24 protein-coding genes are annotated in these 23812 nt (G+C 56.4%); 10 read left to right on the forward strand and 14 right to left on the reverse strand.

Features of this window, described 5'->3' with window-relative positions; genetic code table 11:
* The 7 genes from KO1_RS16635 to KO1_RS16665 all read right to left on the reverse strand — a co-directional run bounded on the left by KO1_RS16635 (position 1) and on the right by KO1_RS16665 (position 8388).
* Entirely contained in the window at positions 1 to 660 is a 660-nt protein-coding gene (locus KO1_RS16635) for an O-methyltransferase (RefSeq protein ID WP_004101705.1), read from the reverse strand.
* A 15-nt stretch (positions 661 to 675) separates the two neighbouring features.
* Entirely contained in the window at positions 676 to 2055 is a 1380-nt protein-coding gene (locus KO1_RS16640) for an efflux transporter outer membrane subunit (RefSeq protein WP_017145980.1), read from the reverse strand.
* On the reverse strand, positions 2052 to 3137 hold the full coding sequence (locus KO1_RS16645) for an HlyD family secretion protein (RefSeq protein WP_017145979.1): 1086 nt from the start codon (positions 3135 to 3137) through the stop codon (positions 2052 to 2054). Before KO1_RS16645 ends, KO1_RS16640 begins: the two co-directional genes overlap by 4 nt.
* A 21-nt stretch (positions 3138 to 3158) precedes the next feature.
* A complete protein-coding gene (locus KO1_RS16650; RefSeq protein WP_017145978.1) occupies positions 3159 to 4811 on the reverse strand; it encodes an MFS transporter in 1653 nt (550 codons plus the stop codon).
* Positions 4811 to 5242: a MarR family winged helix-turn-helix transcriptional regulator gene (locus tag KO1_RS16655; protein WP_004101713.1), complete on the reverse strand. Its 432-nt coding sequence runs from the start codon at positions 5240 to 5242 to the stop codon at positions 4811 to 4813. Before KO1_RS16655 ends, KO1_RS16650 begins: the two co-directional genes overlap by 1 nt.
* A gap of 177 nt (positions 5243 to 5419) precedes the next feature.
* Positions 5420 to 6694: a Glu/Leu/Phe/Val family dehydrogenase gene (locus KO1_RS16660; protein WP_004112700.1), complete on the reverse strand. Its 1275-nt coding sequence runs from the start codon at positions 6692 to 6694 to the stop codon at positions 5420 to 5422.
* Between the two features lie 368 nt (positions 6695 to 7062).
* The gene (locus KO1_RS16665) at positions 7063 to 8388 is read right to left on the reverse strand and encodes an MFS transporter (protein WP_017145977.1); all 1326 of its coding nucleotides are present in this window, start codon (positions 8386 to 8388) and stop codon (positions 7063 to 7065) included.
* Positions 8389 to 8771: 383 nt separating this feature from the next.
* Between KO1_RS16665 and KO1_RS16670 the strand changes: the two genes are divergently transcribed.
* Together KO1_RS16670 and aldA are read left to right on the forward strand one after the other, a co-directional pair.
* Positions 8772 to 9563: a YdcF family protein gene (locus KO1_RS16670; protein WP_064407049.1), complete on the forward strand. Its 792-nt coding sequence runs from the start codon at positions 8772 to 8774 to the stop codon at positions 9561 to 9563.
* A 266-nt stretch (positions 9564 to 9829) separates the two neighbouring features.
* The gene (gene aldA / locus KO1_RS16675) at positions 9830 to 11269 is read left to right on the forward strand and encodes an aldehyde dehydrogenase (protein ID WP_004101721.1); all 1440 of its coding nucleotides are present in this window, start codon (positions 9830 to 9832) and stop codon (positions 11267 to 11269) included.
* Between the two features lie 239 nt (positions 11270 to 11508).
* On the opposite strand, the gene gap is transcribed toward aldA, so the two are convergent.
* Positions 11509 to 12507, reverse strand: coding sequence for a type I glyceraldehyde-3-phosphate dehydrogenase (gene gap / locus KO1_RS16680; protein WP_004112702.1), 999 nt, complete (start codon positions 12505 to 12507; stop codon positions 11509 to 11511).
* Between the two features lie 258 nt (positions 12508 to 12765).
* Entirely contained in the window at positions 12766 to 13260 is a 495-nt protein-coding gene (locus tag KO1_RS16685) for a GNAT family N-acetyltransferase (protein ID WP_004101724.1), read from the reverse strand.
* Between the two features lie 86 nt (positions 13261 to 13346).
* Between KO1_RS16685 and KO1_RS16690 the strand changes: the two genes are divergently transcribed.
* Positions 13347 to 14273: a LysR family transcriptional regulator gene (locus tag KO1_RS16690; protein WP_064407050.1), complete on the forward strand. Its 927-nt coding sequence runs from the start codon at positions 13347 to 13349 to the stop codon at positions 14271 to 14273.
* A gap of 131 nt (positions 14274 to 14404) precedes the next feature.
* Positions 14405 to 15376, forward strand: a complete 972-nt coding sequence (locus KO1_RS16695; RefSeq protein WP_064344644.1) for a GGDEF domain-containing protein — start codon at positions 14405 to 14407, stop codon at positions 15374 to 15376.
* 81 nt (positions 15377 to 15457) lie between these two features.
* On the opposite strand, the gene ydfZ is transcribed toward KO1_RS16695, so the two are convergent.
* Positions 15458 to 15661: a putative selenium delivery protein YdfZ gene (ydfZ, locus tag KO1_RS16700; RefSeq protein WP_004101729.1), complete on the reverse strand. Its 204-nt coding sequence runs from the start codon at positions 15659 to 15661 to the stop codon at positions 15458 to 15460.
* Between the two features lie 279 nt (positions 15662 to 15940).
* Between ydfZ and KO1_RS16705 the strand changes: the two genes are divergently transcribed.
* Positions 15941 to 16138, forward strand: coding sequence for a hypothetical protein (locus KO1_RS16705; RefSeq protein WP_004101732.1), 198 nt, complete (start codon positions 15941 to 15943; stop codon positions 16136 to 16138).
* A gap of 383 nt (positions 16139 to 16521) precedes the next feature.
* Here the strand turns inward: KO1_RS16705 and KO1_RS16710 are convergent, their stop codons facing one another.
* Positions 16522 to 16764, reverse strand: coding sequence for a DinI family protein (locus KO1_RS16710; RefSeq protein WP_004101739.1), 243 nt, complete (start codon positions 16762 to 16764; stop codon positions 16522 to 16524).
* A gap of 215 nt (positions 16765 to 16979) precedes the next feature.
* Between KO1_RS16710 and cybB the strand changes: the two genes are divergently transcribed.
* The 4 genes from cybB (at position 16980) to KO1_RS16730 (ending at position 19592) form a co-directional block, all read left to right on the forward strand.
* Positions 16980 to 17507 (forward strand): cytochrome b561, encoded by a 528-nt coding sequence (gene cybB / locus KO1_RS16715; protein ID WP_004101740.1) that lies wholly within the window; start codon positions 16980 to 16982, stop codon positions 17505 to 17507.
* 90 nt (positions 17508 to 17597) lie between these two features.
* Positions 17598 to 18071, forward strand: coding sequence for a GNAT family N-acetyltransferase (locus KO1_RS16720; protein ID WP_004101741.1), 474 nt, complete (start codon positions 17598 to 17600; stop codon positions 18069 to 18071).
* 104 nt (positions 18072 to 18175) lie between these two features.
* Positions 18176 to 18451, forward strand: coding sequence for a metal/formaldehyde-sensitive transcriptional repressor (locus KO1_RS16725; RefSeq protein ID WP_004101746.1), 276 nt, complete (start codon positions 18176 to 18178; stop codon positions 18449 to 18451).
* Between the two features lie 22 nt (positions 18452 to 18473).
* On the forward strand, positions 18474 to 19592 hold the full coding sequence (locus tag KO1_RS16730) for an S-(hydroxymethyl)glutathione dehydrogenase/class III alcohol dehydrogenase (RefSeq protein ID WP_004101749.1): 1119 nt from the start codon (positions 18474 to 18476) through the stop codon (positions 19590 to 19592).
* 52 nt (positions 19593 to 19644) lie between these two features.
* Here the strand turns inward: KO1_RS16730 and KO1_RS16735 are convergent, their stop codons facing one another.
* A complete protein-coding gene (locus KO1_RS16735) occupies positions 19645 to 19923 on the reverse strand; it encodes a hypothetical protein (RefSeq protein ID WP_032728176.1) in 279 nt (92 codons plus the stop codon).
* Positions 19924 to 20207: 284 nt separating this feature from the next.
* Positions 20208 to 22580, reverse strand: coding sequence for a membrane-bound PQQ-dependent dehydrogenase, glucose/quinate/shikimate family (locus KO1_RS16740; protein WP_064407051.1), 2373 nt, complete (start codon positions 22578 to 22580; stop codon positions 20208 to 20210).
* 39 nt (positions 22581 to 22619) lie between these two features.
* Here KO1_RS16740 and KO1_RS28605 point away from each other — a divergent pair, with 39 nt between their 5' ends.
* Positions 22620 to 22805 carry a hypothetical protein gene (locus KO1_RS28605; protein WP_004112716.1) on the forward strand — a complete coding sequence of 62 codons (186 nt, stop codon included), beginning with the start codon at positions 22620 to 22622 and terminating at the stop codon, positions 22803 to 22805.
* An 82-nt stretch (positions 22806 to 22887) separates the two neighbouring features.
* Here KO1_RS28605 and KO1_RS16750 read toward each other — a convergent pair whose 3' ends face one another.
* Positions 22888 to 23811, reverse strand: a complete 924-nt coding sequence (locus tag KO1_RS16750; RefSeq protein WP_004101757.1) for a LysR substrate-binding domain-containing protein — start codon at positions 23809 to 23811, stop codon at positions 22888 to 22890.
* Between the last annotated feature and the right edge of the window lies 1 nt (position 23812).

The raw sequence follows: 23812 nt of genomic DNA on the forward strand, positions 1-23812 counted from the left end.
TCAGGCGTTCACCCACGCGAGGGTGAACCCGTCCCAACCTTTGCTGCCCACGGTTTGCAGGGCCGTTACCGTCAGGCGCGGGTCGCTGCCCATCATCGCAATAAACTCCCTGACGCCCTGAACGCGGTCATCTGCGCTATGCGGATCGGTCACTTCGCCGTCGCGCACCACGTTATCGCCAATGATCAGCGTCCCCGGGCGAGAGTAGCGCAAAGCCCAGCGCAGATAGTTTGGGTTATTCGGCTTATCCGCATCGATAAAGATCAGATCAAACGGCGGATGGTCGCCCAGCTTCTCCAGCGTGGCCAGCGCCGGGCCTTCCCGCACCTCAACGAGCTTATCCACGCCCGCCATGCGCAGGTTCTCGCGCGCCACGGCGGCATGGTGCGCATCGGCCTCCAGGGTGACTAATTCGCCATCGGCAGGCAATTCCCGGGCCATCCAGATGGTGCTGTAGCCGCCGAGCGTGCCAATCTCGAGGATGCGTCTGGCGCCCGTCATGCGCACCAGCAGGGCCAGAAACTGCCCCTGATTGGCGGCAACATCGATGGCCGGAAGCCCGGCGCGCTGGTTATTTTCCAGAACCTGGTTGAGCAAGGGATCGTTGGGGATTAACGCTTCCACCAGATAATTATCTACTGCCGACCACTGTTGTTGCATGTCAGATTTCCCGTATTACATCCCTGATGAATCAGACCAGCCGCCTCCCAGCGACCGGTACAAATCGACTTGCGCCAGCAGCAGATTGTTTTTCACCTGCACCACGCTGAGCTGGGTGGAAAACAGCGTACGCTGGGCGTCCAGGACGTCAAGATAGGATGAGTAGCCGTTGCGATAACGGTTTTGGGCAATGCGCAGCGTCTCCCGGGCTACGTCCTCCTGGGCCTGCAGCTCCGTCAGCTGCTCCCCGTAGCGGCCAATAGCATCAAGGCTGTCATTGACCTCCTTAAACGCGCCGCGCACCGTTTTTTCGTAGCTATACAACGCCTGATTGCGCTGGGCCATCGACACGTCTACCTGGGCATTCAGCGCCTGGCGGTTGAGCAGCGGCGCCAGGATGCTGCCGCCAAGGCTCCATAAGCGTAGCGGATTATCCAGCAGGTCGGGCAGAGTGCGATCCTGCATGCTGCCGGTGGCGGTAAGGTTGATGGACGGCAGCAGCTGCGCCTGCGATGACGCCAGCGTGGCGTCGGCGGCCACCAGCTGACGCTGAGCCTGAACGATATCCGGGCGGCGATTGAGCAGGGTTGACGGCAGCTGGGACGGTAGCGACAGCGGCGTCAGCCGGGCAAAGGCGTTGCGCTTAACGGCGCCAGGATTAGCGCCGAGCAGCAGGCTGAGCGCGTTTTCCTGCTGGGCGATTTGGTGTTGCAGCGACGGAATTTGCGCCCGCGTCGAGCGCAGTTCGGAATCCGCCTGCATCAGTTCGAGGCGCGATGTATAGCCGGTCTCGAACTGACGTTTCGCCAGATTAAAGGCATCTTCCCGCGCTTTGAGCGTTTGTTGCGTTACCCGCAGCTGTTCGTCCAGCGAGAGCAGAGTGACATAGCCTGTCGCCACCGAAGAGGCGACGGTCAGGTTCGCCGCGGCGGCGGCGGCTTTTTGCGCCGCCAGACTGGCCTCCGCCGCGCTGGCGGCGCTGCGGTTAGCGCCCCAGATATCAACATCGTAGCTGGCGGTTAGCGCGCCTTTATACACCGTACTGTGGATCGGCAGACCGGTGGCGGCCGACTGCGACCGCGCACGGGTACCGGTCAGACCGGCGTCTAGTGAAGGAAAGAGGCTGCTGTCGGCGGCGTAGACCCGCGCCTGGTACTCGTTGACCCGTTCGCGGGCAATCAGCACGTCGCTGTTGTAGCGTAGCGCCTGGTCGACGTATTGATTAAGCGTACTGTCGTGAAAATTGCGCCACCACACGCCCTCGACCGGGCTGGCGGGGCCGATATCCGCGCGCCAGGCGGCGGGAATATGCAGCGTCGGCGCGGCCTGTGGGATATCAGCTGACTGGCAGCCAACCAGCGCAAGAATAACGGCGAGGGTGAGCGGACGAATCATCGCGTCTCCTCCCCGCGGGTGTCGATGGTGACCTGCACCGACATCCCCGGCCGCAGGCGCTGGCTGTTTTTCTGCCCCTCATCCACGGCGATGCGTACCGGAATGCGCTGGGCAATTTTGACGAAGTTGCCGGTGGCGTTGTCCGGCGAAATGGCGCTGAACTCAACCCCGGTGGCCGGGGAGATGCTCTGCACCGTACCGGTGAATTTCTCGCTGTTCAGCGCATCAACGGTAAAGGTTACCGGCTGCCCGACGCGGACCTCCGCCAGCTGCGTCTCTTTGAGGTTAGCGATCAGCCAGTGCTGCGGCGGTACCAGCGAGGTCAAATGCGTCCCGGCGGTCACGTAGGCGCCAAGGCGCACTGATATTTGCCCCAGCTGACCATCGGCGGGGGCGATAATGCGGGTATTCTGGAGGTCGATCTGCGCCAGTTCCAGCGCGGCCCTCGCACTGGCGACGTCGGCCAGCAGCGAATCCCGATTAACCATTGTCGATTGCAGATCCTGGCGCGACATTTCCAGCGTCGCTTTGGCCTGCTCGATATCCGCAGTCCCCTGCGCCGCGCTGGCGCGGGCGGAATCGCGTTCGCGGATCGAGAGCGAACCGTCGGCGGTCAGCTCCTGAACGCGTTTTAAATCCGCCTGGGTTTTCAGACTTTGCGCGCGGGCGTTTTGCAGCGCCGCTTCGTTACGTACGATGACCGCCTCGGCGCTTTTGCGCTGCTGCAGATTGTTCTTGAGCGCCGCCTCTTTCATCGCCAGCGTGGCTTCCGCCTGATGTACGCGCTGTTTATAGATGCGATCGTCGATCTGAAACAGCACATCGCCGGCTTTCACCTGATTAAAATCCTGAACCTTGACCTCGGTAATATAGCCGTTGACCTGCGGGCTGATAAACGTGGTTTGCCCGCGAACGTAGGCGTTATCGGTAAACTGGCTTTGCCGGGTAAACGGCGGCAGCTGCCAGGCGTAAAGAATAACCAGAACGCCGACAATACCAATTGCCGCGGCGGTAAAAATAGAGACCACGCGAATATTATTACGGGTGTTGGCCTGTTGTTTGGCCGCATCCTGCTGACTCATAATGACTCCAGAGTAAAAATTTTATTTGCTTCCCGTCGCGCGCTTTAACGCAACGCGGGCGGTAATACGTAATCTTATTAAGCGCCAGAAAACCCACACCAGCGTGGCGGCTGAAATCGCTGCCGTCAGCAGATAGGTATCATTGTAAGCGAGAATATTGGCCTGCAGCGTGGCGGCGTTTTGTAGCAGCGTGGTGGCCTGAACGTTGAGCAGGGTGCTGTCGCCAATCTGGCTTTGATACATTTGGCTGTACTGCTGCAAACGTTCAGTAATCAGCGGATTGAGGGTGGTCAACTGGTCGGCGAGCTGGCTGGAGTGAAACTTCTCCCGCCATGTCTGAAAGGTGCCGAGAATGGCCGACCCCAGCAGACCGCCGATATTCTGACTCATGCCGAACAGTACCGAGAAGCTTACCAGATTGCGCTGGTCGGCAATCACGCCGCCAATCCCTGCCAGCATTGCCGGAGCAAGGAAAAAGGCGCTGCCGAAGCCCAGCAGAAACTGGCTGAACATTAGCTGTTCCGGGCGGGTCAGGATGGTCGACTGGCTGTCGAGCAGCGAGGCAACCATGATCAGCGCCAGCGCCGTAGCGGTGGGCCAGTAGAGACGCTGCGGGTTGAGCGTCAGACAGCTGGCGACGATGCCGCAGATGATGCCGGCGAAAATCGACCACGCCAGATTGGTCATCTGTTCATTCTGCAGGCCGACGTACTGCAGCCAGCCGATGACCCCGGTATTTTGCTCCGCCAGCACGATGCGGATCAGCAGCATAATCAGCCCGAGGCGCAGAATGCTGCCGCTGGAGAGCCATTTAATATTGAGTAACGGGTTGCTGCGGTTATGTTCAAAGGCAATTGCGGAGACGATGAGCACCACCGCTCCCGCCAGCGCCCAGCCGATCCACGGCGCTTCAAACCACCAGTCCAGACGCCCCAGCGACAGCACCGCGGTAACCAGCGCCATTCCCGGCGCCAGCAGGAAGAAGGTGATAAAGTCTTTCTTCTCAAAAACTTTTTTACGATCGCTTGGGGGAAGCTTCAGGGCGATCACGCAGGCCAGCGATACCATCGCCAGCCCCAGTTCAAAGAAGTACAGTCCGCGCCACTCGTCAATTTGCAGCAGTTCGGTGGAAAACAGGCGCGCCAGCGGGATCGCCAGCGATGAGCCGGTAATACCGATAGTCAACGCTTTTAGCCGATGGCGGGCGGGCCAGGCCTGCACCTGATAGTAAATGCCTAACGAGCTCAGCGCCGCAGCGACCATCCCGTGGGCGGCGCGTACCATCAGCGCGGAGCTAAGGTCGTTGACGAACAGGTGAAAGAAGGTCACCAGCACATAGAGGACGAGAAAGCCTTCGGTGAAGGCGCGCAGGCCATACTGCTGACGGAATTTTACCAGCAGCAGGTTGATAGAGACGTTCGTCATCACGTAGACCGCCGGAAGCCAGGCTATCTCGGTGGACCAGGCGGCAAAGGTTCCCTGCAACAGTTGCAGGTTAGCGGTGACCACCGCGTTGCCCAGCGCGCCGGTCAGGCAGACCAACAGTCCAACGATCCCGTAGGCAATGCGCCTGGGCGTGCTGTGAATCGGGGTGGAAGGCGAGCCGAGGATCGCCGGTTTTTCGTGCGGAGCCCAGTCGTGGGGCACATAGGGGTTATCTTTACGGCGAGGCATTATTTTTTCTCTACCTCGCGCAGCAGTTTCTCCAGCACGCGCTGAGTCTGCTGCTGTTCGTCGGGCGTGATAGCGGTGAGGATCTCCTCACGCAGTTCATCGGCTACCGTTTTTACCTGCTGATACACCTCAAGGCCTTTAGCGGTGGCGATCAGCAGCCGTTTACGTTTGTCGCGTTCGGTTTTCACCCGCTCAACCAGCCCCAAATCCACCAGCCGATTAAGCAACGGGACGAGGGTCGCGCTTTCGACGCCCAGCTCCTGGGCCAGCTCGCTTTGCGATAGCGGCTGCGCGTTGCGCGCGATAGCGGAAACGGCGACCCAACTGGCCTGGCTCATGCCGAGGTCTTTGAGGCGACGGTTGACCGCCAGCCGCCAATGATGGGCGGTCAAATACAAAAGATGGGAGAAATTTAGCTGTCGGTTATCCATAGATCGGTCTGCAATATCGTTAGAGCTCTAATGATTTTATGTCTGGCAAAAACGAGAATTCAAGTCCGATTGATAAAAACAGGTTAACGGTATGTGCGTTTATTGTGGAAGAAGCTTTGGGAGGGAGGAAGGAGAGTTCTGGTCTCAGCCCGGCTTTAACCGGGCTGAGAAGGGGGATTATCCCGGATAAATACCGCGATCTTTACGCGCCATCAGAATTCGCTCACAGGCCACGATATAGGCGGCAGTACGTAAAGAGCACGCTTTTTCCACCGCTTTATCGTAAACGTGAACGATCGCATCGGTCATAATGCGGTCCATTTTGGCGTTGATCTCTTCTTCGCTCCAGAAGAAGCTGGCCATATCCTGCACCCATTCAAAGTAGCTCACGGTGACGCCGCCGGCATTACAAATGACGTCCGGCACCACCACGATGCCGCGTTCGGCCAGCACGTCGTCCGCTTCCGGATAGGTCGGGCCGTTGGCGCCTTCAAGCACCAGTTTGCAGCTGAGGGTTTCCGCGCGTTCGCGCGTAATTTGACCTTCCAGCGCCGCCGGGATCAGAATATCCATCGGCGTCGTCCAGAACGCTTCTTTGTCAATTTCGCGGGCGCCGGGGAAACCGGCAATTTGCTTGTTCTCGGCCTGCCAGGCGGTCAGCGCGGCCATATCGATACCGCCTTCGTTATACAGCGTGGCGGTATGGTCCTGAATGACCACAATCCGCGCGCCGACGCCAGCGAACAGGCGGGCCGCTTCACTGCCTACGTTACCAAACCCTTGCAGCGCGACCTTCGCGCCTTCGATTTCGATACCGCTGCGGCGGGCCACTTCGCGACCAGTGACGAAGACGCCGCGTCCCGTGGCCTTTTCGCGGCCCAGCGAACCGCCGAGATGAATCGGTTTACCGGTGACCACGCCGGTGATAGTGGTGCCGTGGTTCATGGAATAGGTGTCCATCATCCAGGCCATCACTTTACCGTTGGTGCCGACGTCCGGCGCCGGAATATCTTTTTGCGGCCCGATAATAATGCCGATCTCGCTGGTGTAGCGACGGGTCAGACGTTCCAGTTCACCTTCTGATAAAGAGAACGGATCGACCCGGATACCGCCTTTGGCGCCGCCGTAGGGAATATTGACTGCCGCACACTTGATGGTCATCCAGGCTGAGAGGGCCATGACTTCATTCAGGTCCACATCCGGATGGTAACGCACACCGCCTTTACCCGGACCGCGTGAGAGGTTGTGCTGGACGCGGTAGCCTTCGAAGTGGCGAATGGTTCCGTCGTCCATTTGTACCGGGATATCAACGATCAGCGCGCGTTTCGGATGACGCAGCGTTTCGATCCAGTAGGCCAGATCGCCGAGGTAGGGGGCGACGCGATCGATTTGACGCAGGTAGGTGGTCCATGGAGATGTACTACTTTCAGAAGCGTAAGATAACTTTTCCATAAGAGTCCTGTTTTGCAGTGATAATTATTTTGTTAACCGTGGAAAGATATAGCCATAAAATCTGTAACGAGAATGTTATCACCAATTTAATGGGACGGTATTTGGCAAAAATGCAGAATATGCTGCCGTTATCGGTGGGGTTGAAGTTTTTGTGAATAAAAAAACGCAAAACAGCGTCGACTACGGATGAATATGCATCTTTGTGCATTAAAGCCGTAGTTTTGACCCTTTATCCCTATTTATCAGAATCTTGACTTCCTTCAAAAAGTGAACAAAACGCTATATTTGTGTGTTGACTTTGTTGCATTGCAGTGAGCATCCTTCGGCTGCTGCCGGCAGGGTGAATGGGTTGCCGGCAGCGAATGGCTTTATAACATCTCGCTCCTGGTGGCGACAGCGCCGGGAGCCTGCTTTAAGCGGCTGGCGCAGAAAATCGCGATAAGTGAAATCACCACCGTTCCCGCCAGATACCATGCGACCGGTATCCAGTCACCGTCATATTTTGCCAGCAGTCCGGTGGCGATCAGCGGAGCGGTACCCCCGGCGAGCGCGGCGCCAAGCTGGTAGCCAAGGGTGATGCCGGTGTAGCGAACGTTAGCGCTGAAGATCTCGGAGCAGAGCGTCCCCAATACCGCGGTAACCGGTGCCCACAGAATACCGAAGGCGATCACCGTGGCGAGCGCAATGCCCCACGTGCTGCGGGTATCCAACAGCAGAAACCACGGTACGATAAACAATCCAAGCAGCACCACGCTGAGCGTGTACATTTTCTGGCGTCCGATTCTGTCTGAAAGCAGTCCCATCAGCGGGATCATAACCGTAGCAACCAGCGCACCGAGGGTGACGGCTTCAAGCGCCTGGGATTTTTGATAGCTCAGCGTGGTGGTGGCATAGCTGACCACGAAAGTCGAAAAAATATAGAATGGCGCGGTTTCCACTACTTTGAGGCCCGCAGCAATTAACACTTCGCGCCAGTGATACTTGAGCGTATCGCGCAGCGGCGCCTTTGCTACCTGGCCTGACTGCTTCACCTGTTTAAATTCCGGCGTTTCATCAATATCTTTGCGGATCCACAGACCAATAAGAACCAGCACCGAGCTGAGCAGGAAAGGGATGCGCCAGCCCCAGGAGAGAAACTGCTCTTCGCTGAAAAGGGTCACTAGCGAGACGATAAAAGTGGCCATCAGCATGCCAATGGTCACGCCCGCCTGCGGAATGCTGCCGAAAAAACCTTTGCGCTTTTCCGGTGCGTATTCGTAGGCCAGCAATAGCGCACCGCCCCATTCGCCGCCGATGCCCATTCCCTGAACGATACGTAAGGTTATCAGCAGCGCTGGCGCCCATAAACCGATCATCTCATAGGTGGGAAGCAGACCGATGGCGACCGTTGCGCCGCCCATCAGGGAGAGCGTCAGGACCAGCGTTTTCTTACGCCCGATTCGGTCGCCAATATGTGCGAAGACCACCCCGCCAATCGGGCGAATGAAAAAGGTCAACGAGAACGAGAGCCAGGAGAGGATTAAACCGATGACCGGATCGACCATCGGAAAGAAAATCTTGTTGAATACCAGCGCCGCCGCCGTACCGTAAAGGAAATAATCGAACCATTCAATGGCGCTGCCGGTGAGGCTGGCAATGAGCACCTTTTTGTTTTTCTTGAGAATTGATGTGGTGCTGCTCTCGTGCAAGGTCATCTTTTAGCTACTCCCCCAGAGTCATCACAACCCGGTGACACCTGATGATTTTCAGGTGCAACCTGGCGAGCGATGAGGTTATTTAATTGTTAAGGAAGCTAGGGTTGTATGTTGCATTTGGCAAGTCTGGTCGCCGCGTCAGGGAGCCGTTTTTGCCATTTTTACCGGCGAATCGCGCCGTTATTTAGCCGTTTATTTGAACGTATTCGCTAACAATCGGGCGTATGGTGGTGAGTTATTGAGGTGCAACCGTTCTGTTTTTGGACGTTTCTTGTTATTTCAATCTTGTTACCGCTCAGGCTTTATTAACCCTTAAAGGCGGCTCCGGTTTATCATGGTATCCACAATCCCGTGAAGGGTGACATTGGCGCAAAGGAGAGAACATGTCGGAGCATTTTCCATCGCTGCCGGAGGCGACGCTAGCCGCGGCGAACCAGCTGGGGGCCTGGCTGGCGCAGCATGATTTGCCGCAGCAGCCATCAATCGATGTCGTGGTGCTGGCGGGCAATGCGGTGATCCCAACCATTGATTTCGCCTGCCAGCTGGCGGCGCATCACGCCGTTCCGCTACTGATCAGCGGTGGTATCGGGCATTCCACTTCGTTTTTATACCACGCGGTGTTGAACGATCCGCGCTATTGCACCATCCCGGTAGCCGATCGCGCCGAGGCGCACATTCTGGCCGATATTGCCCACCGGTTCTGGGCTATTCCTCGCGAATACATTGTCGTGGAAGACCGCTCCACCAACTGTGGAGAAAATGCGCGTTTTACCCGGCAAATGCTGGAACAGAGAGGTATTACGCACCGAACGGGCGTGGTGATCCAGGACCCGACCATGCAGCGGCGAACGATGGCGACCTTTGCCCGCGTCTGGCAAGACGCAGCGCATGTGCCGATGTGGTACAGCGCGCCGGGGTGTTCGCCGGTGTTGTGCAATGGCGATAACGGCGTCACCTTTAGCGGCGATAGCAGCGGCCTGTGGCCGGTGGAACGCTATCTGGCGCTGATCCTCGGCGAGCCGCCGCGGCTGGCGGACAATCCGCAGGGTTATGGCCCGTTGGGTAAGGGATTTATCGCTCATGTGGATATTCCGCCGCAGATTATTGATGCGTGGCAGACGCTGCGCAAGGACTGTCTGCTGTCCGATACATTGAGCGCACGCCAGCTGGCTTAGCTATTAGCCTGAACGCTGTCAGTCAGCCGCTGTCTTTGGCAAGCGCAGGGATGGTCCGGACGTATCCGCCGCATTGCCCGTTTGCGTTGGCGATATCGCAAACGGGCAGGTAGTGTTACTGAATTGTGGTTTTTTCAGCGCCGGCTTGGTCTGTTTTTATGAAATATCTCACAAAAACAAACGTCCGGCCTGTCTCTTTGCCCTTTGGACGATAATTTTTAACATCTATTTCACCTGTTAAAAACAATAATCCTGAGGAGCAGACCATGACAGCACCCGTTCAACACCCTATGTATATTGACGGTCAGTTTGAAGCCGGCCGCGGTGATGCATGGATTGAGGTGATCAATCCGGCCACGGAAGCGCTCATCTCGCGTATTCCTGACGGCAGCGCGGAAGATGCGCAGCGCGCGATTCTCGCTGCTGAGCGCGCTCAGCCGGGCTGGGAAGCCTTACCTGCGATCGAGCGAGCGGGGTGGCTGCGTAAAATCGCTGCCGGTATCCGCGAACGGGCCGACGAGATCGCCGCGCTGATTGTCGCCGAAGGCGGGAAGATCCAGCAGCTGGCGGCGGTAGAGGTCTCCTTTACCGCGGATTACCTGGATTATATGGCCGAATGGGCGCGTCGTTATGAGGGCGAAATTGTGCAAAGCGACCGCCCGGGAGAAAACATTCTGGTATTCAAACGCGCGCTGGGCGTGACCACAGGCATCCTGCCGTGGAATTTCCCGTTCTTCCTGATTGCCCGCAAGCTGGCGCCAGCGCTGATTACCGGCAATACCATCGTAATTAAACCGAGTGAGTTTACGCCGAATAACGCCATCGCTTTTGCGCAAATCGTTCATGATATCGGCCTGCCGAAAGGGGTCTTTAATCTGGTGCTGGGCCGCGGCGAAACCGTGGGTCAGGAGCTAGCCGGCAATCCAAAAGTCGCGATGGTCAGCATGACCGGCAGCGTCACCGCAGGGGAGAAGATCATGGCCGCGGCAGCGAAAAACATCACCAAAGTATGCCTGGAGCTGGGCGGGAAAGCGCCGGCTATCGTGATGGATGATGCGGATCTTGAGCTGGCGGTAAAAGCGGTGGTCGATTCTCGCGTGATTAATAGCGGGCAAGTGTGTAACTGCGTTGAGCGCGTGTATGTGCAAAAAGGGCTATACGATCGCTTCGTTAACCGTTTGGGCGAAGCGCTGAAAGCGGTGCAGTTTGGCGATCCGGCAGCGCGCGACGATATTGCCATGGGGCCGTTGATCAATGCCGCAGCGCTGGAGCGGGTTGAGCAGAAGGTAGCGAAAGCGGTGGCTCAGGGCGCACGTATCGCTCTGGGTGGGAAAGCGGTGGAGGGTAAAGGCTATTTCTATCCGCCGACGCTGCTGCTGGACGTGCGCCAGGAGATGGATATCGTTCATGAAGAGACGTTCGGTCCGGTACTGCCGGTCGTGGCGTTTGATACCCTGGAAGAGGCGCTGGCGATGGCCAACGACAGCGATTACGGGCTGACGTCATCAATCTATACCCGCGATTTGAACGTCGCGATGAAGGCGATTAAGGGGCTGAAGTTTGGTGAAACCTATATTAACCGCGAGAACTTTGAGGCGATGCAGGGTTTCCATGCCGGATGGCGTAAATCAGGGATTGGCGGCGCCGACGGGCGTCACGGCCTGAATGAGTATCTGCAAACCCAGGTGGTCTATCTGCAGGCCTGATTTAGCAGAGGAGCGGCGCGTTCCCCGGAGGCGATGCTGCGCATCTGTCCGGGCTGGAGGTTACCAGCCGTCTGCGGTCTCGTAGCCCGGGCAAGGCGCGTTGCGCCGCCCCCCGGGAGAAACGTGCAGAACGTGGCAGACATTCCCGGAGGCGATGCTGCGCATCTGTCCGGGCTGGAGGTTACCAGCCGTCTGCGGTCCGGTAGCCCGGGCAAGGCGCGTTGCGCCGCCCCCGGGAGTTATTTGGCGAATTTATCCAGCACGCGAATCAGCTGGGTCACGAAACCGTATTCGTTATCGTACCAGGCGACGGTTTTTACGAGCTGGAGATCGCCAACTTCTGCGATCTCCAGCTGGGTGGCGTCGTAAATTGAACCGAAATGGCTGCCGATAACGTCTGAGGAGACGATCTCCTCTTCGGTATAACCAAACGACTCATTGTTCGCCGCCGCCTCCCTCATCGCCTGATTAACCTCCTCGGCGGTCACTTTTTTCTCCAGCACCGACACCAGTTCGGTTACCGAACCGGTTTTGGTCGGCACGCGCTGAGCGTGGCCTTTCAGCTTGCCGCTAAGTTCAGGGATGACCAGTCCGATAGCTTTCGCCGCCCCGGTGGTATGCGGAATGATATTTTCCGCCGCCGCGCGGGATGCGCGTAAATCTTTGCCGCGCGGGCCATCAACCAGCGACTGGGTGCCGGTATAGGCGTGAATCGTGGTCATGGTTCCCACTTTAATACCAAAGGCGTCATTCAGCACTTTCGCCATCGGCGCCAGGCAGTTGGTGGTGCAGGATGCTACAGAAATTATCGTATCGTTGGCGTCCAGCGTATCGTCGTTAACGTGATAGACGATGGTCTTCATATCGCCCGCCGGCGCGGAGATCAGAACTTTTTTGGCTCCGGCGGTCAGATGCGCCTGCGCTTTCTCTGATGAGGTGTAAAAGCCGGTACACTCCACGATAAGTTCAGCGCCCGTCGCTTTCCACGGAATATGCTGGGCCTCTTTTTCGGCATAAACGGTGATTTTTTTGCCATCAACGATCAGCGCATCTTCAGTAAAATCAACGCTCCAGGGGAAAGGTCCGTAGTTAGAGTCGTGCTTTAGCAGGTAGGCCAGCACTTTCGGTGAGGTGAGATCGTTAATGGCGACCACCTCTAAGGAACTATTAACCTCCAGTAACCGGCGCAGCACCAGCCGTCCAATACGCCCAAATCCATTAATCCCGAGTTTGCTCATGAAGAATCTCCAGGTCAGTTGAATCGTGATGTGAAAACTTCTCCAGGCTTAGTCCAGCAGTCAGGATAGGGCAACCAGCGAATTTTTTGCCGCGAGAAAGGTGGCCGCTAAATATAGCGGGAAAAGCGTGTAAATCCGGGAGGTTGAGGGTATGACGGAAACGGCTAATAATTTTTTGTTTCAGCGTTATACGCCACGGGCATATTGGCTGCGCAGAGAAAAGGAAAGGGCGGACCCGTAAAGACCCGCCGATGGCGATTATCTGGCCAAAGCGCCTGATTCAGCGAAAGCGGCTAGCGCGGCGCCGTCAAGACGATAGCGCACCCATTCACTTTGCGGCAGCGCGCCAATGCTCAGATAAAAATCGATGGCCGGCTGGTTCCAGTCGAGCACGCTCCACTCTAACCGGCCGCATTCTCTTTTAACCGCTAGCTGAGCAATGGTGCGCAAGAGTGCTTTTCCCGCGCCGTTGCCGCGAAACTCGGGCGAGACGTACAGGTCTTCCATATAGATGCCATTGCGTCCGAGCCAGGTGGAATAGCTGGTGAAGAACACCGCATACCCAGCGACCTTATTTTCTATCTCGCAGATCAGCGCTTCCGTTTTGCTATCGCTGGCGAAAAGGGTGGCCTGGATCTCCTCGACCGTGGTGACCACCTGCTCCGGCGCTTTTTCATACACTGCGAGCTCATAAATCATGTCATAAATTGCTTTTGCGTCCGCCGGGCTGGCCTGACGAATGGTCATATTCATTGAATTACCTGTTGTGCCGTCGTGAGTTTGATACCGCAAAGCATAAACGTTAAGGTTAGAAGAATTAAGTGCAATGAAATCACTGAATGATGAATATTATGCATCCCGCCCTTCGCCGTCTTGATTTAAACCTGCTGCCGGTATTCGAGGCGGTCTACCGCTATCGCTCGGTCCGCCTGGCGGCGGAAGAGTTAGCAATGAGCACATCGGCGTTAAGCCACGCGCTATCCAGACTGCGCGCGGCGCTTAACGATCCGCTTTTTTATCGTGAGGGTCACCGCATGTGCCCCAGCGTATATGCGACCCAGCTCGCGCCGTCGATATCATCTGCGTTAAAGTTTTTAAATCAGGAGCTCACCCCGCAGCCAAAGTTTGTCGCTTCCGCCAGTACCGACTGCCTACAGATCGCGATCACGGATTTCACCGCGCAGTGCGTTTTTCCAACCCTGATGTCCAGACTTCACCACCAGGCGCCGGGTTTGCGTTTCGAACTGCGTTATCTGCCGCATAGTCCGGCGCTGACGGAACTGCTGGCCGGAGAGGTGGACCTGGCGTTGGGTTTCAGCGCGCTCAATGAAGCGGAACATCCGGAACTGGATGAGATTCGCTGGCTGCAGGATGACTATGTTGCGATGAGTAACGAAAGGCGGAACAGACTCACGCTGGCGGATTATCTGGCGGCCCAGCATCTGGTGGTCACTCCGTGGAATGAAAGCCAGGGGGTTCTCGATGTGCAGCTGGCGAAAATGGGCTTCACGCGACATATCACCATCAAAACCCCCTCAATGCTGAGCGCACCGTTTATTATTGCGCAAAGTGAACTGTTGATGGCGATGCCGCGCTCGGCTGCTGAAAAGATGCTCGCAACCGCCGGGGTCAAGATTTTTGAACTGCCGTTTGAGGTGCCGCCATTTGAAGTGAAAATCTATTCCCATAAGCGCAGCGGTCAGCGCGGCGCAAGCCAGTGGCTGAAAGACACGCTTCGGGAGTGGGCGGCGCCGGAGGGCATCTGATGGCGGGTTTGACGAGTCAGCGATATATGCTTAACTCATGATATCAGAAATGTAAAATCTGTGTTAACAATCAAGGCGTGCATTGACTCTACGCGCTGCGCCGCTCATCCATAAAAGATAAGAGAGACAAATTGAAATTAGCCGGACCTCATCCAGATGAACTGCGTCGTCTGCAATCGCTGCGGGCATCCGGGTTACTGAATAGCGGAAAAGAAGAGCGCTTCGATCGCCTGACCAGGCTGGCGCGTACGCTCTACGATCTGCCGGTGGCGTCGATTAGCCTCGTAGGGGAGAACACCCTGCATGTAAAATCCTGCGCCGGACTTGATGTGGATACGCTGCCGAGGGATATCACCTTCTGCGCGCACACCATTCTGCAAACCGATCCTTTAATCGTCAATGACCTGCAGCAGGATATGCGCTTTCACGATAACCCGCTGGTGACGGAAGCGCCGTTTATTCGCTTTTATGCCGGGTATCCGGTTCAGCTACCTGACGGCGCGACGGTAGGTTCGTTCTGCCTTATGGATCATAAGCCGCGTGCTTTTTCCGGACATGAAATACAGATATTGAGTGACCTGGCCGCCATTGTAGAAGATGAATTCAAGGTGCTGGATGCGGCGACCGCCGACGAACTGACGGGGTTATTTAACCGGAGGGGATTTATGTCGTTAGCGGAGTATGCGCTGTTAACAGCCAGACGGCGAAGTGAACCGGCGAGCCTGGTGTTTATCGACCTCGATCGCTTTAAGCTGATTAACGATACCTGGGGCCATGAGCAAGGGGATAAAGCCCTGACGGCAATCGCCGATGTGATGAAGTCTACCTTCAGAGAGTCGGATTTAATTGCCAGACAGGGCGGCGATGAGTTTATCATCCTGCTTGCCAATACCGCCCAGCAGGCCGCGAACAAGGCGATGGAGCAGCTTAGCCAGAATGTTGCCGAGTATAATCAGCAGGCGGGTAATCCGTGGCAGCTGGCGTTCTCATGGGGCTGCGTTGAATACGATCCCCATGAGCACCATAGTCTCAATGACATCGTTGCAGTGGCCGACCGGCGGATGTATCAGGCTAAAACGAGCCATGGCGCAGAGCGCCGGTAGGCGTGTCGCCCGGCGTCGTCTGCCGGGCGTCTGCGGCATCCCCTGCGGTTCAGGCGGGTGATCGCCGCAGCTTGCGCAATCTTAGTGGAGTCCAAGACGGATCAATTCAACGGGCTCGAATTTGCCTTCAGCGCCTTCAACTTCTACTGTCTTATTACGACGCAGCTGGGCAGGAGTAAGACCATTGGCATGTATAGCAACAATTTTACCGGTTTTACCCGTCCCGTTAATCATTACCTGACTACCGTTAGTAATAGGGTTGCGGTTACGATCGTAAGTGATCATGGCTATTTCTCCTCTTAATAATCTGCAAATAAAACTCCGCTTAACCACCAGGCTTACTCCCGGCAACGGACGTAATACAAATACGCCTCTGAGGCTGGCGTTTTTTTGTTTTTGATCAACATCACACTTTTTAGCGGTCAGCGAAGGCCATTTCCTGACCGTTCGTCCGCGCGTTATGCTTCCGCAGGTCTTTGACTTTGTACACTATGGTTGCGGATGCTCAGGTTGCAGACGCGGTTGCGGCTGCTAAACTTTTGGCGGGCATAACGGAGCGGAACGATGAACAACAAAGACGAGCAAACGGGGCTGATCGGGCTTGCGATTGGCGCAGCGGTCATTGGCCTGGTGTCTGACCAGAAGCCAATTAATCGGGAAAGTATTGTTGAGGAACTGATGCGGTTAGGCAGGCAGAAGGGAGATGGCGTCGAGGACGAGATTTTTAAAAAAGCGGCAACGCTGGTGCGAAAGGGGATATAAACCCCGATAAAGAGATAAACGAAGCCCGGGTATCAGAAAACCCGGGATTACACCGGGAGCAAAGTCATCATTAGCCAGGCTAAAAAAAAGCATATCAGCGTCATATACCAGACAAAACTCATTTTACCACCTGACTCTACAGCGCCATGCCAATCACTGCGTTAACCACGGATGAAGCCATTAACACGCCGCCAACGATATAACAGGTTCGGTTCTTTCGGCTCGCGGCTAAGGCCAGAAGAACAATAGCTGCGGCAAAGAATGGGATAGCTATGATGCTAAATGTGTTCATGATTCCCTGAGGCCTTATTCGTCAATATTCCCGCAAGTGGCTTCGCGGTTAAGAAGGCATAGACCGCGATTCGAAATCTACCGGAACCCGGTTAATCTTCCTGCATCCACATATCGGCTTCTTCAAACATTTCCTGCACGGCGCGGCTGATCTGCTCCTTCTCGTGCTTGCTGGCGTCGGTATTAATCGAAGCTAAAGTCATCATCGGTTTTACGCGGACGTCGGCATCGGGAAAAATGCGGTGAACTCGCTTTGTCAGTTCATTAAGAATGATCTCTTTAGCGCCGGCCAATCCCTCGAAATTTCTTTTGTCATAAATCAGTTCTACAAACATGCGTTATCCCGGTTATTTTGATGACAGCCAGTATTGTACTGTAATTATATACAGCGTCAAGGCGACAGAATAAGTTCCTCGCGCAGGCGCGATCTCTGCTTTTGCATCAAATGCCGGAGTAGGGCAATTGTTTTTTTATAAGTACGTAAAAGTTAATGAATTTTTAATAAAAGGTGGTTATGTTGACTCCATCACCATCTTTTTAAGGGTTTTCCATGCGCGATAAATACTCTGGCCTGCAGATAGGCATCCACTGGCTGGTTTTTTTATTAGTGATTGGCGCGTACGCGGCGATGGAGCTGCGGGGCTTTTTCCCGCGCAGCGCGCGGCCTGCCATTAATATGATTCACGTCTCGTGCGGTATTTCTATCTTTGTTCTGATGGTGGCGCGCCTGATCGTGCGCCTGAAATCACCGGCGCCGCCGATAGTCCCCAAACCATCGCCGATGATGACCGGCTTCGCGCATCTCGGGCATCTGGTGATCTATCTGCTGTTTATCGCGCTGCCGATCATCGGCATGGTCATGATGTACTATCGCGGCAACCCGTGGTTCGCTTTTGGTCTGACCATGCCGCACGCAGCGGAAAGCGACTTTGAACTGGTGGATAATCTGAAAGCGTGGCATGAGCTGCTGGCCAATACCGGCTACTTTATTATCGGCCTGCACGCGCTGGCGGCGCTGATGCACCATTATTTCTGGAAAGATAACACGCTGCTGCGGATGATGCCGCGTAAGCGTTAAACCCCGCTAAACCCGCTTCGGCGGGTTTTTTGTCGCTCTTTATTTTAATTGTGATAAAAATGTTATCAACAATAAAAAAAGGGGAAGGGTATGAAAGTCAGACTTGCCATCGCAGAAGAGGCTCCGGCCCTTTGGGAAGTTCGTAATCAGGCGATTCGCCACGGCTGCCGTGAAAGCTATGCTGCGGAAGTCCTCCAGGCCTGGACTCCCGACAACATGCCTGAAGGTTATCGCCATGCGGTGCGCGATAATCCATTTTTTGTTGTTGATGATGGGCAGGGCAAGCCAGTCGCCAGCGGCTATCTGGATATCAAAGCGGGTAGCGTTGAAGCCATATTTACTTTGCCGACCTGGGAGGGTAAAGGCTGCGCCAGCATGATTATGGCGGCGATTATCGGGGAGGCGAAACAACGCAAGTTCAGGCACATTACCCTCGATGCAACGCCAAACGCGGCCGGTTTTTATCTGCGCCTGGGATTCACTTCAACCGGCGAAAAGCGCTGGCATTCGAACATGGCGAACGCCGACTTACGCTGTGAATCGATGATCCTTAGCCTCGACTGAGCGCAAATTCTCGCCGCTATGCTACGGTTAAAGCGGCGAAGCCATTTGCCTCATGGCAATAATAAATATAGTATACCCCCCTATATGATATGGAGGGCGACACCATGCCACATTCACCTGAAGATAAAAAGCGTGCCCTCAGCCGGGTAAGGCGCATCCGTGGCCAGGTTGAAGCGCTCGAGCGGGCGCTGGAATCTGGCGAACCCTGTATGACTATTCTGCAACAGATTGCCTCTATTCGCGGCGCCGCTAACGGCCTGATGGGGGAGATGGTTGAGATTCATCTGCAGGACGAACTGGTTAGCGGCGAAACGACGCCAGACCAGCGCGCCGCCAGAATGGCGGAAGTCGGGCATCTGCTACGATCCTATTTAAAATAAAATCACCACGAGGAAGAGAGATATGAAATCACGTGCAGCCGTCGCGTTTGGCCCAGGCCAGCCGCTTTCAATCGTTGAGATTGACGTCGCGCCGCCGAAAAAGGGCGAAGTGCTGGTGAAGATCACCCATACCGGCGTATGCCATACCGATGCTTTCACCCTCTCCGGCGACGATCCGGAAGGCGTCTTCCCGGCGGTGCTGGGTCATGAAGGCGGCGGTATTGTCGTCGAGGTTGGCGAAGGCGTAACCAGCCTGCAGCCGGGCGACCACGTTATTCCGCTCTACACCGCCGAATGCGGCGAATGTAAATTCTGTAAATCAGGCAAAACCAACCTCTGTCAGGCGGTTCGTGCTACCCAGGGTAAAGGCCTGATGCCGGACGGCACCACCCGTTTCTCTTATAACGGTGAACCAATCTACCACTACATGGGGACCAGCACCTTTAGCGAATACACCGTAGTGGCAGAAATTTCGCTGGCCAAAGTAAACCCGCAGGCGCCGCTGGACAAAGTCTGCCTGCTGGGCTGCGGCGTCACGACCGGCATCGGCGCGGTGCACAACACGGCGAAAGTGAAAGAGGGCGATACCGTCGCCGTTTTCGGGCTTGGCGGCATTGGTCTGGCGGTGATTCAGGGCGCGGTACAGGCGAAAGCCGGGCGCATTCTGGCGGTGGATACTAACCCGGAAAAATTCACCCTCGCCAAAGAAATGGGCGCCACCGACTTTATCAACCCAAATGATTACGATAAGCCGATTCAGGATGTGATTGTTGAGCTGACCGACGGCGGCGTCGACTTTAGCTTCGAGTGTATCGGTAACGTGAACGTGATGCGCGCGGCGCTCGAATGCTGCCATAAAGGCTGGGGCGAAAGCGTGATTATTGGCGTTGCTGGCGCAGGCCAGGAGATCAAAACGCGGCCATTCCAGCTGGTCACCGGGCGCGTCTGGCGCGGCTCCGCCTTCGGCGGCGTCAAGGGACGCACTCAGCTGCCGGGCATGGTGGAAGACGCGATGGCGGGCAAAATTCGCCTCGACCCGTTTATTACCCACCGTATGCCGCTGGATCGGATCAACGAAGCTTTTGACCTGATGCATGAAGGGAAATCAATTCGTACCGTCATCCATTTCGGTGATAACTGATTTTTCAGTCCAAACATAACCCGGGCTTGCCCGGGTTATTTCTGAATATACGCTATTCTCGCCGCAAATTTTCATAACCGCTATGCCACCGCCGCTGTTCCCGACGCTCCCGTTCTCGCTGAATATCTGATTTTTCATCTTCCCAGACCGCGCAGTGCGGGCCGCTAAAAACCTCGCAGGGCGGCTGGTTAGCGGTGAGCGGGTTGGCCGTTTTCTCTTCCCAGATCGTCGGATCGCGCAGGTCCACTTCCGGGGCCTTCAGCGCCTGTGCGGAGGCAGCGGCTAACGCCAAAACGGTGCCTGCGAGCAGGCGGCAGGTTGAACTTTTCATCCATTATCCTTGTTCAGTTTTTATTATTGATAACCATTCGCAATAATAACATGACTGAATGAAAATGGCGCGTTCAGGGAGATGAGAAGACAATTTCGCTGTCGTGATGTCGTGATGTCGTGATGTCGTGATGTCGTGATGTCGGGTAGCGGCTGGCGCCTGACCCGACCTGCAACACCGTGGATAACCACCGCTGGTAGGCACAGTAAGGCGTTTACGCCACCGGGCAATATCCAGGAAAGGTACTTCGCCAGTAAAAAGGGCCCCGGCTGGGGCCCTGAGGATTACTCCTGCTCCGGGAGCGCGTAGGCAATAATATAATCGCCGCGGTCCGGGGACTGGCGAGCGCCGCCCGCATTGATGATGATGTACTGCTTACCGGTTTTCGGCGAGACATAGGTCATCGGGCCGGACTGGCTGCCGACCGGCAGACGCGACTTCCAGATCTCTTTACCGTTGGCGGTATCAAACGCGCGCAGGTAGAAGTCCTGGGTACCCGCGAAGAACAGCAGGCCGGACTGGGTGGCAAGCGAAGCGCCCAGCGTCGGCATGCCGATAGGGATCGGCATATGCATGCGGATCCCCAGCGGACCGGTGTCCTCTACGGTGCCAACCGGAACCTGCCACACCAGCTTGCCGGTTTTCAGATCGACCGCTGACATCGTGCCGAACGGCGGTTTCTGGCAAGGAATGCCCAGCGGCGACAGGAAGCGCTCGCGCATGGCGCCGAACGGGGTGCCTTCCATCGGCACTATCCCCATTTCGATACCGCTGGCGTCTTTCGCTACGTTGGCGCGCGGAACCATATAGTTGGCGAGGCCAAGGCGCATATCGTTGACGAACATCAGGCTATTATTCGGGTCAACCGACACGCTGCCCCAGTTCATCCCGCCCAGCGAGCCAGGATACTGCAGCGAACGATCTTCGCCCGGAGGGGTGAAGACACCCTGATGGCGCATCTCTTTAAACTGAATGCGGCACAGCAACAGGTCGACTGGCGTCGCGCCCCACATATCCGACTCTGTCAGCGTCTCGTTGCCGATCATCGGCATGCCAACGGAATAGGGCTGGGTCGGGGAGTAGCGCTCGCCTTTGACGTTGCCCGCAGGGACAGGGCGTTCCTCAACTTTGGCGACTGGTTCACCGGTGGCGCGATTGAGCATAAAGATCATGCCCTGTTTACTGGTTTGCACCAGTACCGGGGTGGTGCCGCCTTTACCGTCAGGAAGATCGTACAGCAGCGGCTGCGAAGGCAGGTCGAAGTCCCAGAGATCGTGGTGGGTGGTCTGATAATGCCAGCGTACCTGTCCGGTCGTCGCATCAACGGCCACGATGGAAGAGCTGTATTTATCGTCCAGCGCGGTACGTTCGCCGCCAAAGAAGTCTGGGGTAGCGTTACCGGTAGGCAGGTAAATCAGATTCAGCTTCGCGTCATAGGACATGGCCGACCAGACGTTCGGCGTACCGCGGGTGTAGGTTTGCCCTGCAGGCGGTTCACCGGTCAGGTTCGGGTTGCCCGGATCCCATGCCCACGCCAGCTTGCCGGTGTGAACATCATAGGCGCGAACCACGCCCGGAGGCTCGCCGGTGGAGAAGTTATCCGCCACGCGACCGCCAACCACGACGACGTTACCCGCCACCAGCGGCGTAGAGGTTTGCTGGTAGTAACCTGCTTTGATTTCCCCCATCCCCACGCTAAGGTCAACGATACCGTGGTCGCCGAATGCGTCGCAGAGTTTACCGTTATCGGCATCAATGGCGATCAGACGGGCGTCGGTAGTTGGCAGGAACAGACGGCGGGAGCAGGCGGCCGGCTGCGCATCGGCGGCAGAGGACACCTGGGCCTGGCTGTCTTCGTAATAGCCTAAACCACGGCAGCGCTGCCAGTTCGGCGCGGTGGCTTTTGAATCATAGCGCCACTTCTCTTTACCGCTATCGACATCCAGCGCCAGTACTTTGCTGTAGGGCGTACAGACGTAAAGCGTATCGCCAATCTGCAGCGGCGTATTCTGGTCTTCCGCGCCGGAGCCGTTGCTCTGCGGGATATCGCCGGTATGGGCGATCCAGGCGACCTGCAGCTGGTTCACGTTCTGTTTGTTAATCTGGTCGAGGGCGGCGAAGCGATCGCCGTGGGTGGTGTTGCCCCAGTGCGCCCAGTTCTTCTGCTGCTCGCCGGCGGCGACCGGTTTAACCGGCACCGCCTCGCTGGCGCTGACCAGAGGCTGAGATTTGAACATCCAGCCGAAACTTGCCAACAGGACCACTGCCAACACCGCTGCCAGGCCAAACGCGGGCCCTTTTTTCGCAGGCTGGCGGGAAAGGAACGGCCACACCAGCGCGCACAGGAAGGCCAGCACGCCGAGCGCGAAAAGGCGCGAGAACAGCGGCCAGTAAGTCCACCCCGCGTCGCTAATCGCCCAGACGATCGAGACGAGAAACGCCAGCCCATACAGCAGTATGCCGCCGCGACGGTTGCGGAAAATGAGCGCTGAGGCGATCACCATCACCAGGCCCATAATCGCAAAATAGAACGTCCCGCCGACCGAGGCGAGCTTTGCACCAAGAATACCGATAGCCAGACCGATGATCAGCATCAGTCCGGCGAGAAGCCACTGCAGGATCCGTGGGAACCCTCGCGGCACGTTGCCAGTTGCCATTTTTGTCTCCTTAACCACCCCTGAACAGGCGTGAACCAGATGAATCAAATTTTCAAGTTAACTCTTTTGAATGAAGTGACCGTGGCCTTCATAAAAGCGGGTTTTTTGCTGTTATTGATTTCGAGTGAACCATTTGGTGAAATCGTGGCTATGATAGATCTGTTAAATAAATTTGCGCAATTGTTAATGAATGATTTCGCACTAATTGATTATTGTGATGAATGACGTTAGTGAATCGCTGGAAAAAGAGGCTGCGTTTCCCCGGCGGCTGGAGGGGCGGCGCCGGGAGAAAAGCGGAAGACGCCGGTCAGACCGGCATAGATTTGCGAATGGCGCTCAGCAACGTTTGGCTACCGGCGGTGAGGGTGGCATCCACGCGGGTCAGAATACCGATAGGTTCGCCAGCGCCCTGAGTGGGTATGGGCAGCGCGGCGAGCAGTCCACGGCGCAGATCGTCCTTCACCGCGCCGGAGGGGACGAACCACACGTAGTCGTAATCGACAGTGAGCTGGCGCGAGAGCGAGGCCGACAGCGTTTCGATGCAGCCAGTGGGAATTTTACAGCCCTGGCTTTGCAGCAGGGCTTCCGCATTCTGTCGCGGCAGTGTGCCTTTTGGCGATACCACCACCGGCCACTCCATCACCCGGCTCAGGGTAACGGTTTCCTGCAGCAGCGGGTGCCCCGGACGAACCACCAGCTTCAGCGATTCAAGAAACAGCAGCTCATAGTTCAGACCGCTCATCAACTCCGGATCGGACATTCTTCCGATGCCGATATCGATTTCTCCCGATTTCAGGCCCGCCAGCAGCATGGTGTTATTCATGGTCGCGACCTGCAGGGTGATATCCTTTTGCTGCTGGTGAAACTGGCCAATCACCGAGGGCAGAATCCCCAGCGCAGCGGTTGGCAGCGCTCCGATACGCACGATGTCGTTGCTGAGGCCTTCTTTACGATTCAGCGCTTGCCCGGCGGTATTGAGCGCGTCCAGCACTTTCACCGCATGGGTAAGAAACTGTTCCCCGACCAGCGTGAGCTGAGCGCCAAGGCGTCCGCGCTCAAACAGCCGCGTACCGGTAAGCTGCTCCAGTTCATTCAGGGTTTTGGACAAAGCCGGTTGGCTAAGGTTTAAGGTTTCAGCCGCGCGCCCAAGAGTTCCCTGTTGAGCGACGGCCACGAAGGTATGTAGATGGCGCAAGCGAATGCGCTGACTGAAAAGACCATTTTTTTGCATA

The organism is Klebsiella oxytoca NBRC 105695 (assembly GCF_001598695.1).
Classification (GTDB): domain Bacteria; phylum Pseudomonadota; class Gammaproteobacteria; order Enterobacterales; family Enterobacteriaceae; genus Klebsiella; species Klebsiella oxytoca.

Bases quoted from the DNA above. Each gene is read 5' to 3' on its own strand.
- KO1_RS16635 (WP_004101705.1), bottom strand. From the start codon at position 660: ATGCAACAACAGTGGTCGGCAGTAGATAATTATCTGGTGGAAGCGTTA.
- KO1_RS16640 (WP_017145980.1), bottom strand. From the start codon at position 2,055: ATGATTCGTCCGCTCACCCTCGCCGTTATTCTTGCGCTGGTTGGCTGC.
- KO1_RS16645 (WP_017145979.1), bottom strand. From the start codon at position 3,137: ATGAGTCAGCAGGATGCGGCCAAACAACAGGCCAACACCCGTAATAAT.
- KO1_RS16650 (WP_017145978.1), bottom strand. From the start codon at position 4,811: ATGCCTCGCCGTAAAGATAACCCCTATGTGCCCCACGACTGGGCTCCG.
- KO1_RS16655 (WP_004101713.1), bottom strand. From the start codon at position 5,242: ATGGATAACCGACAGCTAAATTTCTCCCATCTTTTGTATTTGACCGCC.
- KO1_RS16660 (WP_004112700.1), bottom strand. From the start codon at position 6,694: ATGGAAAAGTTATCTTACGCTTCTGAAAGTAGTACATCTCCATGGACC.
- KO1_RS16665 (WP_017145977.1), bottom strand. From the start codon at position 8,388: ATGACCTTGCACGAGAGCAGCACCACATCAATTCTCAAGAAAAACAAA.
- KO1_RS16670 (WP_064407049.1), top strand. From the start codon at position 8,772: ATGTCGGAGCATTTTCCATCGCTGCCGGAGGCGACGCTAGCCGCGGCG.
- aldA (WP_004101721.1), top strand. From the start codon at position 9,830: ATGACAGCACCCGTTCAACACCCTATGTATATTGACGGTCAGTTTGAA.
- gap (WP_004112702.1), bottom strand. From the start codon at position 12,507: ATGAGCAAACTCGGGATTAATGGATTTGGGCGTATTGGACGGCTGGTG.
- KO1_RS16685 (WP_004101724.1), bottom strand. From the start codon at position 13,260: ATGAATATGACCATTCGTCAGGCCAGCCCGGCGGACGCAAAAGCAATT.
- KO1_RS16690 (WP_064407050.1), top strand. From the start codon at position 13,347: ATGATGAATATTATGCATCCCGCCCTTCGCCGTCTTGATTTAAACCTG.
- ydfZ (WP_004101729.1), bottom strand. From the start codon at position 15,661: ATGATCACTTACGATCGTAACCGCAACCCTATTACTAACGGTAGTCAG.
- KO1_RS16705 (WP_004101732.1), top strand. From the start codon at position 15,941: ATGAACAACAAAGACGAGCAAACGGGGCTGATCGGGCTTGCGATTGGC.
- KO1_RS16710 (WP_004101739.1), bottom strand. From the start codon at position 16,764: ATGTTTGTAGAACTGATTTATGACAAAAGAAATTTCGAGGGATTGGCC.
- cybB (WP_004101740.1), top strand. From the start codon at position 16,980: ATGCGCGATAAATACTCTGGCCTGCAGATAGGCATCCACTGGCTGGTT.
- KO1_RS16720 (WP_004101741.1), top strand. From the start codon at position 17,598: ATGAAAGTCAGACTTGCCATCGCAGAAGAGGCTCCGGCCCTTTGGGAA.
- KO1_RS16725 (WP_004101746.1), top strand. From the start codon at position 18,176: ATGCCACATTCACCTGAAGATAAAAAGCGTGCCCTCAGCCGGGTAAGG.
- KO1_RS16730 (WP_004101749.1), top strand. From the start codon at position 18,474: ATGAAATCACGTGCAGCCGTCGCGTTTGGCCCAGGCCAGCCGCTTTCA.
- KO1_RS16735 (WP_032728176.1), bottom strand. From the start codon at position 19,923: ATGAAAAGTTCAACCTGCCGCCTGCTCGCAGGCACCGTTTTGGCGTTA.
- KO1_RS16740 (WP_064407051.1), bottom strand. From the start codon at position 22,580: ATGGCAACTGGCAACGTGCCGCGAGGGTTCCCACGGATCCTGCAGTGG.
- KO1_RS28605 (WP_004112716.1), top strand. From the start codon at position 22,620: ATGAATCAAATTTTCAAGTTAACTCTTTTGAATGAAGTGACCGTGGCC.
- KO1_RS16750 (WP_004101757.1), bottom strand. From the start codon at position 23,811: ATGCAAAAAAATGGTCTTTTCAGTCAGCGCATTCGCTTGCGCCATCTA.